Below are 14,657 nucleotides of genomic sequence, written 5' to 3' on the forward strand. Positions count from 1 at the left end.
CTGGTCCCTTGCGGCTATGTCGCAGATTTGCAGGCATGACCTTGGGAGGTTCGGTGGGCGGAGAAGGCGATAAACTGAACGGAGCCTGCCATTGCGGCACGGTCCGCTTCCGCGTCCGGTTGGCCAATGGACTTGCCACGGCACGCAGATGCACGTGCTCCTACTGCAGCATGCGCGGCGCCGTCGCCGTTTCAGCGAAGTTTGGGGATATCGAGGTGCTGAGCGGAGAGGAAACACTCACGCTCTATCAGTTCAACACGATGACCGCGAAGCACTATTTCTGCTCGAAATGCGGCATCTACACGTATCACCAGCGCCGTTCGGACCCGAGCCAATATGGCGTCAACGTTGCCTGCCTCGAGGGCATGAGTCCATTCGACTTCGCCGAGATCCCCGTCAATGACGGCGTTTCACATCCGTCGGACGGCGGCGGGAACAAGGGCGCGTCGATTGTCGGCGTCCTGAAATACGTTGCCCTCAGCGATCGCCCGTCCGACGAATTATAGCTGCATCCCCGTTATTTTTTCGCCCAGAGCACCTTGAAGCGGGCATTGCGGCAGGTCTCGCCGCTCTCCTTGAAATTCGCCGCAAGGACCGGCTCGTAGGGCAGGCCACGATTGGCGACCAGAAGCAGGCGACCACCGCCACGAAGCGCCGATGCGGCCGTCTTGATCATTGCCTGGCCGAGCGAAGGTTCCGCGGCATGGGCCTCATGAAAGGGCGGGTTCATGATGACGAGATCGTACTTGTCCTTGACCGGCTCGCCGGCGAGGTCGTGCCAGAAGAAGCGTGCGTGGATGCCTGGTGCGTCCGCGGCAAGATTGGCCTTGGCGGCTTCCAGCGACGCAAAGTCGGCCTCGTAGAGATCAAGGCGGGAAAGCTGCGGCGACCTGTGGGCGAGTTCCGCGGAAAGATAGCCCCAGCCGGCGCCGAAATCCGCAACATCGCCGGTGAACTCGCTCGGCAGGCGGGAAGCCAGAAGCTCGGAACCTGCATCGATACGATCGTGGGAGAACATGCCGGGCGTCGTCATGAAGCGGTCGTCGACACGTACGGGTGCCTTTTCCAGCTTGGCGACGAGGTCGTCGATTGCCTCCGGTCGACCGAACCAGAAGGCGATGCCGTGATACTTCGGCATGTGCTCGATATCGAGGCCGAGCTGCTCCATACGCTTGCGCAGCGGCTGGATGCCGTCCTCCTTTGCGCCTGCGATCAGGACGAGGCCGCCGACCTTCACGCGCGCCAGTGCGCGGGCGATATTGGCCTCGTTCTCGCCCTTGTGCTTCGTGCAGAGCACCAAAGCCGCATCATAGTCGTCGCCTTCCGTCGTCGGCGTCGTGGCGACGCGCTGCGCCTCCAGCTGGCGGTAGAGCGGCCTCAGCCCCTGGACGGCATGCAGCGATGCCGCAAAGCCCTCGGGCAGCATAAATCCCGCCTCGGCACCGAGGAAGAGCACGCGCTCACCTTCGCCGGGCGGCGTGACGGTGTCGCTGGCAAAGGGGTGGAACAGGGTTTTCAGCGTCTCGCGGCTCATGGTCTCTTCTCGCGTTCGGAATAGAAAAAGGGCGCGGGGTATGCTCCCGCGCCCGGAATGAAGGTTTGGAGGCGCGGCTTATTCGGCCGCGTCTTCCTTCTTCTTCTCGTTCGGGATCTCCTGACCGGTAGCCTGGTCGACAACCTTCATGGAGAGACGGACCTTGCCGCGCTCGTCGAAGCCGAGCAGCTTGACCCAGACCTTCTGGCCTTCCTTGACGACGTCCTGCGTCTTGGCAACGCGCTCGGAAGCGAGCTGCGAGATGTGGACGAGGCCGTCGCGGGCGCCGAAGAAGTTGACGAACGCGCCAAAGTCGGCGGTCTTCACAACGGTACCTTCGTAGATCTGGCCAACTTCCGGTTCCGCGACGATCGAGTGGATCCACTTGCGGGCCGCTTCGATTTCCTTGCCGGAAGAGGAAGCGATCTTGACCGTGCCGTCGTCTTCGATGTTGATCTTCGCGCCGGTCTTTTCGACGATTTCGCGGATGACCTTGCCGCCGGAGCCGATGACTTCACGGATCTTGTCGACCGGGATGTTCATGACTTCGATGCGCGGTGCGAATTCGCCGAGCTGGCCGCGGCTTTCGGTGATCGCCTTGCCCATTTCGCCGAGGATGTGAGCACGACCGCCCTGTGCCTGGCCGAGAGCGACCTTCATGATCTCCTCGGTGATACCGGCGATCTTGATGTCCATCTGCAGCGAGGTGATGCCGTCGGCGGTGCCGGCGACCTTGAAGTCCATGTCGCCGAGGTGGTCTTCGTCACCGAGAATGTCGGAGAGGACGGCAAAACGGTCGCCTTCCAGGATGAGACCCATGGCAATGCCGGCAACCGGCTTGGCAAGCGGAACGCCAGCGTCCATCAGGGCGAGCGAGGTGCCGCAAACGGTTGCCATCGAGGAGGAGCCGTTCGACTCGGTGATCTCGGAGACGACGCGCAGCGTGTAGGGGAACTGTTCGGCGGTCGGCAGCATCGGACGGATGGCGCGCCATGCGAGCTTGCCGTGGCCGATTTCGCGGCGGCCCGGGGAGCCCATGCGGCCGGTTTCACCAACCGAGTAGGGAGGGAAGTTGTAGTGGAGCAGGAAGCGCTCCTTGTACATGCCCGTCAGCGAGTCGACATACTGTTCGTCTTCGCCGGTGCCGAGCGTGGCAACGACGATTGCCTGCGTCTCACCGCGGGTGAACAGCGCCGAACCGTGCGTGCGCGGCAGGAGGCCGACTTCCGAAACGATCGGCCGAACGGTCTCGAGATCGCGGCCGTCGATGCGGCTCTTGGTGTCGAGAATGTTCCAGCGAACGATCTTTGCCTGCAGGTGCTTGAAGATCGCGCCGATCTCTTCCGGCGTGTACTTGGCTTCGCCTTCTTCCGGAAGGAAATGCGCCTTCACCTTTGCCTTGACGGCATCGACGGCAGCGTAGCGATCAGCCTTCTGGGTGATCTTGTAGGCGTCGCGAAGCTCGGCTTCGAAATGCTTCAGCATCTCGCCTTCGAGTTCGGAATAGTCTTCCGGCTGGAAGTCGCGCGGCTCCTTGGCGGCAACCTCGGCGAGCTTGATGATCGCATCGAGAACCGGCTGGAAGCCCTTGTGGCCGAACATGACGGCGCCGAGCATGACGTCTTCCGGAAGCTCCTTGGCTTCGGATTCGACCATGAGGACGGCATCATGCGTACCGGCGACGACGAGGTCGAGGCTCGATTCGTCCATCTCGTCGAGATGCGGGTTGAGCACGTATTCGCCGTTGATATAGCCGACGCGCGCGCCGCCGACCGGACCCATGAAGGGGATGCCCGAAAGCGTCAGCGCAGCCGAGGTCGCAACCATCGACAGCACGTCCGGGTTGTTTTCGAGGTCATGCTGGATGACGGTGACGACGACCTGCGTGTCGTTCTTGTAGCCTTCCGGGAAGAGCGGGCGGATAGGGCGGTCGATCAGGCGGGAAACGAGGGTTTCGTTTTCCGACGGACGGCCTTCGCGCTTGAAATAGCCGCCAGGAATCTTGCCGGCGGCATAGGTCTTTTCCTGGTAGTTGACGGTGAGCGGGAAGAAGTCCTGGCCGGGCTTCGGCGACTTGGCGGAAACGACGGTCGCGAGAACAACGGTCTCGCCATAGGTGGCGACGACGGCGCCGTCAGCCTGGCGGGCGATCTTGCCGGTTTCCAGCTTGAGCGGGCGGCCTGCCCACTCGATTTCCACGGTGTGAATGTCGAACATGTCTTGTCCTTGCCTGATGCGGGAAGACGCGCCGCAGCCCTTGAAGGGCAGGGCATGTCTTTCGACCGCACGAAATGTGACGCATCATGGGCAAGACAACGGGAGGCTTCTCCGGAGTGTCGAAGCCGGCAGCGAACAGCGCCGTCGGCGAGGACAATCGTTCATCCGGCATAACGGCTTCGGTCGGGTCGGAACCTTCTCGCGGCCGGGCCAAGACATCTGTCTTGACCAAAGCATCCGGCAATCCTGCCCCATGACAGGTCAACGGTTGGTTTTGGCAGGTCCGGCTCATCCGGTCTGCCGTTTTGTTTCGTGCCGCGCAAAATGCGTGAATGCGCAGAAGAAACGTTTCGAACGAGGCCTCTCTGGCCCCAATAGAAAACCGGCGGGCGCTCGTCGAGTGCCCGCCGGAAGAGTTTTAGCGGCGGATGCCCAGGCTCGCAATCAGCTTGCTGTAGCGGGCTTCGTCCTTCTTCTTGAGATAGTCAAGAAGCGAGCGCCGGCTGGAAACCATCGTCAGAAGGCCACGACGCGAGTGGTTGTCCTTCTTGTGGTCCTTGAAGTGGCCTGTGAGGTTGTTGATGCGCTCGGTCAGGATCGCAACCTGGACTTCCGGAGAGCCGGTATCGCCTTCGACGGTTGCATATTCCTTGATCAGCGCAGCCTTGCGCTCAGCAGTAATCGACATCGGATGGTCCTTTCGGTGAGAGGAAGAAAAGTCGCCAAAGGCCGGGATGCCGTCCAGCCTTGGCCGCGAATGCAATCGGGCACGCCCGATGCTGGCGCTGCCTATAAACCAAATCAGTCACGATGGAAAGAGGGAGTCTCCGACGGCCGATTTTCAGCGGCCGGCCATCGCATCCCGGATCATCGCATCATATCCCGCGGGGTCCTGCAGCATCGCAAAATGGCTCACATCCTTCAGGATGACGAGCTTGGCGCCTGGAATTTCCTTCGCCATCATCTCCGTATGATCGAGCTTTATGGCCTCGTCATGGTCGCCGATGGCAATCGTTACGGGCACAGTTATCCTTGCGAGATCCGCCGCCGTCCAGTTCGGCTGGGTCGCCCACATCTGGGAGATCTGATTGACGAAGGCGTCATACTCGTTCGGCGTCGGCGAAAGCTTCTTGTATTCTTCGCCGGCCACGTCGATGTAGTGACTGAAGGTCTTGTTGGTCATCACGTCCGGCTTCACGCCGTCGGTCGTCACGTTGGCCGCCTGCGCGATGACCCGGGTCAGCTTCTCCGGATGTTTCATGGCCATGTCGATGCCGATGATGCCACCATCGGACCATCCGACGAGCGTGACCTTCTCTATGTTGAGAAAGTTGAGCAGTGCGACATAGTCCGAGGTCATCAGATCGTAGCCGAAGGGCTGCGCGCTTCGGGTCGAGCGGCCGTGTCCGCGGCTGTCAGCGACGATGACCAGATGATCCTTGGCGAAATCCGCGATCTGGTTGCCCCAGACATCGGCGTTTCCAAGCCCCCCATGGATGAAGAGGATAGGGTCACCGCCCTCGCCATACTCGGCGTAATACATCTTGATGTCGTTGACATCAGCCATTCCGCTCACTCTTGGCGTCGGCATTGGCGGGAAAGCCGGAAGTTCGGCCCAGCGCTCGGCGGACTGGGCGCCCGTGGCTGCAACGAACAAGGAAATGAATGCAAATAACGCAACTGCTGTCTTGCTCATACTGATCCCCTCTCGGGCCGCAATGGCCCGAGAAAGACATATCGCACTGCAGTCGCTTGGCAATGACCGGCCGCGCATGCGACCGGCAAAATGAGCGTCAGGCGAAGACGCGCTTCGGGCGGAACTCGCCCTCGCCGATTTCACCGATCGCGATCAGCCTGCCGCGTGCCGTTGCATAGGCCTCCGGGCAGGCGACTGGCGCATCGCGGCCCCGCACCAGAATCGGATTGCCCATCTTCAGCCGATGCGCCTGATCGTCGTTGACGACCAGATGCGGCAGCGTGGAGAGCGCCTCGCTGGTATCGATGAGAAGGGCGTCCAATGCCGCCAGGCGCTCGTCCATGTCCTCGATCTTCTCGAGTTCGACGAGGTCGGCGAGCGGCACCATGGTCTCTTCGGCGAAAGGCGCGACGAAGCTGCGCCGCAGGCCGGAAATATGCCCGTGGCAGCCAAGATCGCGGCCGAGATCACGGGCGAGCGCCCGCACATAGGTGCCCTTGCCGCATTCAACCTCGAAATGCGCGGTATCGGCATCCGGGCAGGCGAGCAGCGTCAGCCGGAAGACTTCGACCTCGCGAGAGGGGATTTCGACCGTCTCGCCCTCGCGGGCAAGGTCATAGGCGCGCTCGCCGCCGATCTTGATCGCCGAAAACTGCGGCGGCACCTGGCTGATCGTCCCGGTATATTTCGGCAGCAGCGCGCGGATCTGCTCTTCGGTCGGCCGCATGTCGCAGCTCTGCGTCACCTCGCCCTCGAGGTCGTCGGTGGCGCGCTCTTCGCCCCAGCTGACCGTGAACTCGTAGATTTTCCGTCCGTCCATCACATAGGGAACGGTCTTGGTCGCGTCGCCGAGCGCGATCGGCAACATGCCGGAAGCGAGCGGGTCGAGCGTGCCGGCATGGCCGGCCTTCTGCGCCTTGAAGAGCCACTTGATCTTGGAGACGGCTTCGGTCGAGCCGAAATCCACCGGCTTGTCGAGAATCAGCCAGCCCGAAATCGGACGGCCCTTTGGTTTGCGTGGTTTTGACATTCGTCTCTTCTGTTATTGATCTTCGTCTGGGCCGTCATCGAGATCGCGCCTGACCTCGGGCGAACGGAGAAGCTCGTCGATCTTCTTGTAGTTGTCGAAGCTGGTGTCGTCGCGGAAGCGTACCTCGGGCATGTATTTCATCTGCCTGAGCTGAGGTCCCAGCCTGCCGCGGATGAACTTGGCATTGCGGTTCAGCGCCGCGATGACACCGGCGTGGTCGGAGACGCCGAGCGGCGTTACGAAAGCGGTCGCGATCTTGAGGTCGGGCGACATGCGCACTTCCGAGATCGAGATGACGGTCTTTTCGATCAGGTCGTCGCGCACTTCGCCGCGCTGGAGGACCTGGGTGATTGCGGCGCGTACCTGCTCGCCGACGCGCAACATGCGCTGGGAGGGAGCCGAAGACGTAGGTCTTGTTGCCATTGTTCTATTTCCCCAAATGGTTCGGGCGCCGGACAGAGTGTTCCGGCGCCCGTCCAGTTTCCAGTCTCGGTTCGATCAGAGCGTGCGCGTGACGTGCTCGACGCGGAAGCACTCGATCGTGTCGCCGGCGCGGATGTCTTCGTAGTTCTCGAAGGCCATGCCGCATTCCTGGCCGGAATGGACTTCCGAGACTTCGTCCTTGAAGCGCTTGAGCGTCTTGAGCTTGCCTTCGTGGATGACGACGTTGTCGCGGATGAGGCGGACGCCGACACCACGTTCGACCTTGCCCTCGGTGACGCGGCAACCCGCGACCTTGCCAACCTTGGTGATGTTGAACACCTCCAGGATCTCGGCATTGCCAAGGAAGGTCTCGCGCCGTTCCGGAGACAGTAGGCCGGACATCGCCGCCTTAACGTCATCCACGAGATCGTAGATGATGTTGTAGTAGCGGATCTCGATGCCCTGGCGCTCGGCAAGCGAGCGGGCCTGTGCGTTTGCGCGGACGTTGAAGCCGATGATCGCGGCACCCGAGGCCTCGGCGAGCGAAATATCCGATTCCGTGACGCCGCCGACTGCCGAATGCACGATGCGGGCGCGAACCTCATCCGTGCCGAGCTTCTCCAGCGCGCCGGCAATGGCTTCGATAGAGCCCTGCACGTCGCCCTTGATGACCAGCGGGAATTCCTTGACGCCCGTGGCCTGGAGCTGCGTCATCATCTGCTCGAGCGAGCCGCGCTGGCCCGACTGGCGGGCAGCAGCCTTGTCGCGGGCAAGCCGCTGGCGGTATTCGGAGATCTCGCGGGCGCGGCTTTCGCTTTCTACGACGGCGAACTTGTCGCCCGCCTGCGGCGTGCCGGAAAGACCGAGCACCTCGACCGGGGTCGCGGGACCGGCTTCCTTGACGTGGTCGCCCTTGTCGGTGACGAGGGCGCGTACGCGGCCCCACTGGTCGCCGGCAACGACGATCTGGCCCGGACGCAGCGTGCCGTTCTGGACGAGAACGGTTGCAACCGAACCACGGCCGCGGTCGAGCTGGGCTTCGATGACCGTGCCTTCCGCGGTGCGGTTCGGATTGGCCTTGAGATCCAGGATTTCGGCCTGCAGCAGGATGGCCTCGAGAAGCTTGTCCAGATTGTGCCCGGTCTTGGCCGAAACCTCGACGTCGAGCACTTCGCCGCCCATGGATTCCACGAAGACTTCATGCTGCAGGAGCTGCGTGCGCACCTTCTGCGGATCTGCCGAAGGCTTGTCGACCTTGTTGATCGCAACGATGATCGGAACACCGGCCGCCTTGGCGTGGTTGATCGATTCAATCGTCTGCGGCATGACACTGTCGTCGGCCGCGACCACCAGGATGGCGATGTCGGTCGCCTGCGCACCGCGGGCACGCATTGCCGTGAAGGCGGCGTGGCCGGGGGTGTCGATGAAGGTGATCTTCTGGCCGTTCTGCTCGACCTGGTAGGCGCCGATATGCTGCGTGATGCCACCGGCTTCGCCGGCAACGACGTTGGCATGGCGGATGGCGTCGAGAAGCGAGGTCTTGCCGTGGTCGACGTGGCCCATGATGGTGACTACAGGCGGACGCGAGACGCGATCGCCTTCCTCGTCGGCAACGTTGAAGATGCCGAGTTCGACGTCGGATTCCGAAACACGCTTGACGGTATGGCCGAATTCGCCGGCGATGAGTTCTGCGAGGTCGGCGTCGATGACATCGCCCGGCTTCATCATCTGACCTTCCTTCATCAGGTACTTGATGACGTCGACTGCGCGTTCAGACATGCGCTGCGACAGTTCCTGGATGGTGATGGTCTCAGGCAGGATGACCTCGCGAACAACCTTTTCGCGGGTTTCCTGCATCTGGCTGCGGCGGAACTTCTCCTGTCGGCGGCGCATGGCCGAAAGCGAGCGGCCGCGAGCCTCGGCACCTTCGCCGTCGACATCGGCCGTGGTGACCGTCAGCTTGCCACGGCGGCGCTCGTCTTCGGTCTTCGGGCGGGTGACCGGCTTGGCAGGCTCGGGGCGGACGACCTTGCCGCGCGCCGGGGCACCCCGGGGCGGGCCGCGGTCTTCGTCTTCCGCGTTGTTCAGGCGGCGGCCACGGGCCGCAGCGTCGCCAGCGGGTGCTGCCGGGCGCGGGGCCTGGGCCGATCCGTCCGGACGACGGACGACCGGTGCCGCCGGCTGGGATGGCCGGGGAGCCTCCACCTTCGCCTCGATTGCTGCGGGCGCGGCTTCAGCCACGACCTCGACCGGTGCCGGACCGCGCTCCGCCTCTTCGGCGGCACGGCGGGCGGCTTCCTCGCGTTCGGCGACCTGGCGCTGTTCTTCTTCTACCTTGCGGCGAGCTTCTTCCTGGGCGCGGCGTACCGCATCCTCGGCGTCACGCGCCTGCGCCAGCTGCAATGCGCGGCGGCGGGCTTCGATCTCACCGGGGGAAAGCTCGTTCAGCACGGTCGGGCGCGGCCTGTCCTGTCGCGGCGGCTGCTGCGATGACTGGGGCGGGCGCTGCTGGCCGCCAGGCTGATGGATCCGCGGCTGGGGTGGCTGCGGCGGACGCGGCTGATGGACGGCCGGCGCCGGCTCTGCCACACGCGCGGCCGGTGCCGCCGACGCTGCCGCCACGGCCTTTTCGTCTTCAGGTCGCAGGGGACGCCGCTTGCGGGTCTCGACCACAACCGCTTTGGTGCGACCACGACCCATGTCCTGGCGCACGGTACCCTGGCTCATCCCGGACGGCTTGAGGGTGAGGGTCTTTTTTCCCGATACGCTGAGTGTCTTGTCGTCTTTGTTGTCGGTCATTCCGTTCCCGTTCCTTCGGACAGGGAGGGATGACGTCCATCAGACCCTGTCGTTCAAATACTGTCGATCAATGAGGGGTCGTCCGGCCGCTGCCGATGACCGCGTCATTGTTTTTGCTGGCCAGCGCCGCCCGTTGCCCGGGACGGACCGCCATTGCGGTACTGTTCGAGCAGCTTTGCGCGCTTCACTACACCCTCACCCGCCTGCCCTGCAAGCGCTGCGGCATGGATAAAAGCATTCTGACCCATCAGTTCTTCCATTTCCGCCTCCGCAAAGAGGCGGAAGGAGGGTATTTCGTTCTCGGTCTCCATTCCGAGGTGCCAGGCCTTGCGGGCCTGATCTATCTTTCTGACGCCGTCTGCCGCAGCACTCGCCGAGTGGAACACGGCAAGTGCCTCGCCGGTCCTGACGGCGCCATCGACCTTCGACGACCCGCTGACGAACTGGCCGGCCTTGCGCGCCAGGTTCATCATGCCGGCCAGATTGGCCGCAAGCAGCCGGTCGACCATGGCGCCGAGATCCTGGCTTGCCGTCACCTCCGCCTTGAGGGCTCGGGAAAACAGCTTCTTCGCCACCGCCTTGTCCACCAGGGACCGCTCCGGCTTGACCCAGCAGCCCCGTCCCGGAAGCTGCCGCCTCAGGTCAGGCACCACGGTCCCGTCGGGGGCTGCCACGAAGCGGATCAACTCGTCCGGCGATCCGCTTTCGCGCGTCACGATGCACATGCGGCCGTTCATGTCGTCACCTGCAAGATCGTCGTCTTCAAGGGGACTGTCCGGCACCTGCGCCTTCATCATGCTTCCTGCTCGGCCTCGGGCTCTTCTTCTTCTGCCTCTTCAGCGCTGGCCGCGAGGTCTTCCTCGGTGATCCAGCCGGCGAGAAGGCGTGCCTGCACGACCATCTGCTCGGCCTCGACCCGCGAGACGTCGAACTTGGAGAACAGGCCTTCGAACTTCTTCGTCTCGCCGTTCTTGCGCTCGGTCCAGCCGACGAGATCGTCGGAGGCGCAGCCTGCGAAATCCTCGATCGTCTTGATGCCGTCTTCGCCGAGGGCGACCATCATCTGTGCGGTCATCCCGTCGATCTGGCGCAGTTCGTCGGAAACGCCGAGCGCCTTCCGCTTCTCGTCCATTTCGGCTTCGATGCGCTCAAGGTATTCGCGGGCGCGGGTTTGGATTTCCTGCGCGGTATCCTCGTCGAAACCGTCGATCGACGAAATTTCGTCGAGGTCGACATAGGCGAGTTCCTCGACGGCGGCAAAGCCTTCCGAGGCGAGCACCTGGCCGACCATCTCGTCGACGTCGAGCGAATCCATGAAGAGGTTGGTGCGCTCGTTGAATTCCTTCTGGCGGCGCTCCGATTCCTCGGCTTCCGTCATGATGTCGATGTCCCAGCCGGTCAGCTGCGAGGCAAGACGGACGTTCTGGCCGCGGCGGCCGATGGCAAGCGAAAGCTGCTCGTCCGGAACGACCACTTCGATGCGCTCCGCATCCTCGTCGAGAACCACCTTGGCAACTTCGGCCGGCTGCAGGGCGTTGACGACGAAGGTCGCCGGGTCCTGCGACCAGGGAATAATGTCGATCTTCTCGCCCTGGAGTTCGCCGACGACGGCCTGGACGCGCGAACCGCGCATACCGACGCAGGCGCCGACCGGATCGATCGAGCTATCGTTCGAGATCACGGCGATCTTGGCGCGCGAGCCCGGATCGCGGGCGACCGACTTCACCTGGATGATGCCGTCGTAGATTTCCGGAACTTCCATGGTGAAGAGCTTGACCATGAACTGCGGATGCGTGCGCGACAGGAAGATCTGCGGGCCGCGCTGCTCGCGACGCACGTCGTAGACATAGGAACGCACGCGGTCGCCATAGCGCATGTTCTCGCGCGGGATCATCTCGTCGCGGCGGATGATGCCTTCGCCACGGCCGAGGTCGACGATGACGTTGCCGTATTCGACGCGCTTGACCGTGCCGTTGACGATTTCGCCGACGCGGTCCTTGAACTCGTCGTACTGGCGGTCACGCTCGGCCTCGCGCACCTTCTGCACGATGACCTGCTTGGCAGACTGGGCGGCGATACGGCCGAAATCCATCGGCGGCAGCGGGTCGGCGATGAAGTCGCCGATTGCGGCATCGGGATTGCGGTCGCGGGCGAGTTCCAGCGGGATCTGCGTGGAATAGTCCTCGGCCTTCTCGACCACCTCGAGCAGGCGCTGCAGCCGGATTTCGCCGGTCTTCGGATTGATGTCCGCCCGGATGTTGGATTCGGTGCCATAGCGGGAGCGCGCGGCCTTCTGGATCGCATCGGCCATTGCTGCGAGCACGATCTCTCGGTCGATGACCTTTTCGCGCGCCACTGCATCAGCGATCTGCAGAAGTTCGAGCCGGTTCGCACTGACTGCCATTGTCTTATGTCTCCGTCTTCCCGCCGCGGGGTTCCCGTCCCTCTGGGCGGTTCGTTAATCGGTTATTCTTCGTCTTCGTCGTTCTGGTTCGCGGCCTGCGCTCTCGCCAGCTTGTCGGCGCGAAGCGCATCGCGGATCAGGTCGTCGGTCAGGATCAGTTTCGCATCGGCAAGCGCGCTAAACGGAACGGTAACGCGCGGCTCCTCGCCATAGGCCACCTGATCGCGCTCAAGCGTGAATCCGTCACTGCCGACTTCGACGATCTTGCCGCGGAACCGCTTGCGGTTGTCGACGAGGATCGAGGTCTCGCACTTCACGAGATGACCTTGCCAGCGCTCGAAATCCGACTTGCGTACCATCGGCCTGTCGATGCCGGGCGACGACACTTCGAGATGATACGCTTTATCGATCGGATCTTCCACATCGAGCACCGGCGAAATCGCCGTCGAGACGGCCTCGCAATCCTGCACGGTCATGGTTCCGTCGTTGCGCTCGGCCATGATCTGCAGCGTCGCGCCGTTCTGATTCATCAGCCGAACGCGAACGAGACGAAAGCCCATGCCGACGAGAGTAGGCTCGATGATAGCGGCAACGCGCTGGTCGAGTCCGGTCTCCACGATCAGCCGCGGCTCGTTTCCGTTGTCTGCGTTTGTCAGATCCGGCAAGCGGTCCACTCCTGCGAATTTTCTCATAACTGGTGATCGAGCTAATAAAAAAGAGCGGGTCCTCGCGGCCCACTCTTCATCGAACGATCAAGAATTTATCGGCCATATACGCTTTCCCGGCGCCGATTGCAAGGTCTCTGCCGGATCGCGTCCGGCTCTCCTGCTCCATGGCCCGAGGCGGGCACTGGCAAGCCGAGCTGTTGGGCATATATTGGCACCGGGGACGAGAACATCAAGCCGGGAGAGAACAATAGGTGACGCAGACATTGTCGACGTTGGCGCCGCTTCGCCACGAAACCTTTCGCACGATCTGGTTCGCAAGCCTGGCATCCAATTTCGGCGGCCTTATCCAGGCGGTCGGTGCGGCCTGGATGATGACGATGATTTCGTCCTCCGAGGACATGGTGGCGCTTGTCCAGACCTCGACGGCATTGCCGATCATGCTCTTTTCGCTGGTCTCCGGCGCGCTTGCCGATAGTTTCGACCGCCGCCGCGTCATGCTGACGGCACAATTCCTGATGCTTGGTGTCTCGGTGCTTCTGACCGCCTGCGCGTGGCTCGGCTGGATCACGCCCTGGCTGCTCCTCCTCTTCACCTTCCTGATCGGCTGCGGAACGGCGCTCAACAATCCGTCGTGGCAGGCGTCGGTGGGCGACATGGTTCCGCGCTCAGACCTGCCCGACGCGGTGACGCTGAACAGCATGGGCTTCAACATGACGCGCAGCGTCGGCCCGGCGGTAGGCGGCATCATCGTGGCCTTCGCGGGCGCTGCGGCCGCCTTCGCGGTCAACGCGCTCAGCTATTTCGCCCTCATCTACGCGCTCCTGCGCTGGCGACCCGAATTTCCGGTTTCGACGCTGCCGCGGGAAAACCTCGGCGCCGCCATCTCGGCAGGACTGCGCTACGTGGCGATGTCGCCCAATCTCGGCAAGGTGCTGTTTCGCGGCTTCATTTTCGGCCTGACGGCCAGCGCCATCCTGGCACTGCTCCCCATCGTCGCGCTCGATCTCGTCGGCGGCGGGCCGCTGACCTTCGGCCTCATGCTCGGCTCCTTCGGGGTCGGCGCCATCGGCGGAGCCATCCTCAACGCGCGCCTGAGGGAAACGCTCTCGAGCGAAACGATCGTACGCTATGCTTTTACGGGCTTTGCGCTCAGCGCCGCCATCGCTGCCCTCAGCCCCAGTCCCTGGCTGACATGCGCCGGGCTGATGATTGCAGGCGCCTGCTGGGTGCTTGCCCTTTCCCTGTTCAACACGATCGTGCAGCTCTCGACGCCCCGCTGGGTGGTCGGACGGGCGCTGTCGCTCTATCAGACAGTGACCTTCGGTGGCATCGCGGCCGGCAGTTGGCTCTGGGGCACTGCCGCGGACGGATACGGCGTCTCCAATGCGCTTCTCGCCTCGGCCGTCGCCATGCTCTGCGGCATTATCATCGGGTTGCGCTTTGCGATGCCGGCCTTTGCCTCCCTCAATCTCGACCCGCTCAACCGCTTCATCGAGCCGGCGCTCAGCCTCGATATCAAGCCGCGCAGCGGCCCGATCGTCATTCAAGTCGATTATGAGGTCGCCGATACGGACGTGCCCGAGTTCCTGTTGCTCATGACTGAGCGCCGCCGCATCCGCATTCGAGACGGAGCGGGAAACTGGGCTCTGATGCGCGACCTGGAAAATCCTGGGTGCTGGACGGAGACCTATCATACGGCGACTTGGGTCGAGTATATCCGGCACAATCAGCGCCGCACCCAGGCCGATGCCGAAAATGCGGATAGGCTGCTCGCCCTTCATCGCGGCACCGGACGGCCGCATGTGCATCGCATGATCGAGCGCCAGACGATCCCGCCGAGCGACGACGTCTTCCACAAGACGCCCGTCGATCTGCATCATTAGCCA

The 14,657-nt window shown here is 63.1% G+C and carries 12 protein-coding genes; 2 read left to right on the forward strand and 10 right to left on the reverse strand.

What is annotated here, in order from left to right; genetic code table 11:
* Positions 1–53 precede the first annotated feature (53 nt).
* Positions 54–506, forward strand: coding sequence for a GFA family protein (locus EV286_RS13590; RefSeq protein ID WP_245500703.1), 453 nt, complete (start codon positions 54–56; stop codon positions 504–506).
* Between the two features lie 11 nt (positions 507–517).
* On the opposite strand, the gene EV286_RS13595 is transcribed toward EV286_RS13590, so the two are convergent.
* From EV286_RS13595 to rimP, 10 genes are all read right to left on the reverse strand, one after another.
* The gene (locus EV286_RS13595; RefSeq protein WP_132957678.1) at positions 518–1,534 is read right to left on the reverse strand and encodes a class I SAM-dependent methyltransferase; all 1,017 of its coding nucleotides are present in this window, start codon (positions 1,532–1,534) and stop codon (positions 518–520) included.
* Positions 1,535–1,612: 78 nt separating this feature from the next.
* Complete coding sequence (gene pnp / locus EV286_RS13600; protein WP_132957679.1) at positions 1,613–3,751, reverse strand: polyribonucleotide nucleotidyltransferase; 2,139 nt, start codon at positions 3,749–3,751, stop codon at positions 1,613–1,615.
* 418 nt (positions 3,752–4,169) lie between these two features.
* Positions 4,170–4,439: a 30S ribosomal protein S15 gene (rpsO, locus tag EV286_RS13605; RefSeq protein ID WP_132957680.1), complete on the reverse strand. Its 270-nt coding sequence runs from the start codon at positions 4,437–4,439 to the stop codon at positions 4,170–4,172.
* 153 nt (positions 4,440–4,592) lie between these two features.
* Positions 4,593–5,447, reverse strand: coding sequence for an alpha/beta hydrolase (locus tag EV286_RS13610; protein ID WP_132957681.1), 855 nt, complete (start codon positions 5,445–5,447; stop codon positions 4,593–4,595).
* A 97-nt stretch (positions 5,448–5,544) separates the two neighbouring features.
* The gene (truB, locus tag EV286_RS13615; protein WP_132957682.1) at positions 5,545–6,477 is read right to left on the reverse strand and encodes a tRNA pseudouridine(55) synthase TruB; all 933 of its coding nucleotides are present in this window, start codon (positions 6,475–6,477) and stop codon (positions 5,545–5,547) included.
* A gap of 12 nt (positions 6,478–6,489) precedes the next feature.
* Positions 6,490–6,900 (reverse strand): 30S ribosome-binding factor RbfA, encoded by a 411-nt coding sequence (gene rbfA, locus EV286_RS13620; RefSeq protein ID WP_132957683.1) that lies wholly within the window; start codon positions 6,898–6,900, stop codon positions 6,490–6,492.
* 75 nt (positions 6,901–6,975) lie between these two features.
* Complete coding sequence (infB, locus tag EV286_RS13625; RefSeq protein WP_132957684.1) at positions 6,976–9,699, reverse strand: translation initiation factor IF-2; 2,724 nt, start codon at positions 9,697–9,699, stop codon at positions 6,976–6,978.
* A 104-nt stretch (positions 9,700–9,803) separates the two neighbouring features.
* Positions 9,804–10,496 carry an RNA-binding protein gene (locus EV286_RS13630; protein WP_132957685.1) on the reverse strand — a complete coding sequence of 231 codons (693 nt, stop codon included), beginning with the start codon at positions 10,494–10,496 and terminating at the stop codon, positions 9,804–9,806.
* Positions 10,493–12,103, reverse strand: a complete 1,611-nt coding sequence (gene nusA / locus EV286_RS13635; protein ID WP_132957686.1) for a transcription termination factor NusA — start codon at positions 12,101–12,103, stop codon at positions 10,493–10,495. Before nusA ends, EV286_RS13630 begins: the two co-directional genes overlap by 4 nt.
* Positions 12,104–12,165: 62 nt before the next feature.
* Positions 12,166–12,768 (reverse strand): ribosome maturation factor RimP, encoded by a 603-nt coding sequence (gene rimP / locus EV286_RS13640; RefSeq protein ID WP_132957687.1) that lies wholly within the window; start codon positions 12,766–12,768, stop codon positions 12,166–12,168.
* A 254-nt stretch (positions 12,769–13,022) separates the two neighbouring features.
* Here rimP and EV286_RS13645 point away from each other — a divergent pair, with 254 nt between their 5' ends.
* Positions 13,023–14,654, forward strand: coding sequence for an MFS transporter (locus tag EV286_RS13645; RefSeq protein WP_132957688.1), 1,632 nt, complete (start codon positions 13,023–13,025; stop codon positions 14,652–14,654).
* The last annotated feature ends 3 nt before the right edge of the window (positions 14,655–14,657 follow it).

This window comes from Rhizobium sp. BK251 (assembly GCF_004345245.1).
In the GTDB taxonomy this organism is placed as follows: domain Bacteria; phylum Pseudomonadota; class Alphaproteobacteria; order Rhizobiales; family Rhizobiaceae; genus Rhizobium.

What these genes read in the sequence shown, in the direction of transcription:
- EV286_RS13595 (WP_132957678.1), bottom strand. Translation starts at nt 1,534, where the DNA reads ATGAGCCGCGAGACGCTGAAAACCCTGTTCCACCCCTTTGCCAGCGAC.
- EV286_RS13630 (WP_132957685.1), bottom strand. Translation starts at nt 10,496, where the DNA reads ATGATGAAGGCGCAGGTGCCGGACAGTCCCCTTGAAGACGACGATCTT.
- nusA (WP_132957686.1), bottom strand. Translation starts at nt 12,103, where the DNA reads ATGGCAGTCAGTGCGAACCGGCTCGAACTTCTGCAGATCGCTGATGCA.
- truB (WP_132957682.1), bottom strand. Translation starts at nt 6,477, where the DNA reads ATGTCAAAACCACGCAAACCAAAGGGCCGTCCGATTTCGGGCTGGCTG.
- EV286_RS13610 (WP_132957681.1), bottom strand. Translation starts at nt 5,447, where the DNA reads ATGAGCAAGACAGCAGTTGCGTTATTTGCATTCATTTCCTTGTTCGTT.
- infB (WP_132957684.1), bottom strand. Translation starts at nt 9,699, where the DNA reads ATGACCGACAACAAAGACGACAAGACACTCAGCGTATCGGGAAAAAAG.
- pnp (WP_132957679.1), bottom strand. Translation starts at nt 3,751, where the DNA reads ATGTTCGACATTCACACCGTGGAAATCGAGTGGGCAGGCCGCCCGCTC.
- rbfA (WP_132957683.1), bottom strand. Translation starts at nt 6,900, where the DNA reads ATGGCAACAAGACCTACGTCTTCGGCTCCCTCCCAGCGCATGTTGCGC.
- rpsO (WP_132957680.1), bottom strand. Translation starts at nt 4,439, where the DNA reads ATGTCGATTACTGCTGAGCGCAAGGCTGCGCTGATCAAGGAATATGCA.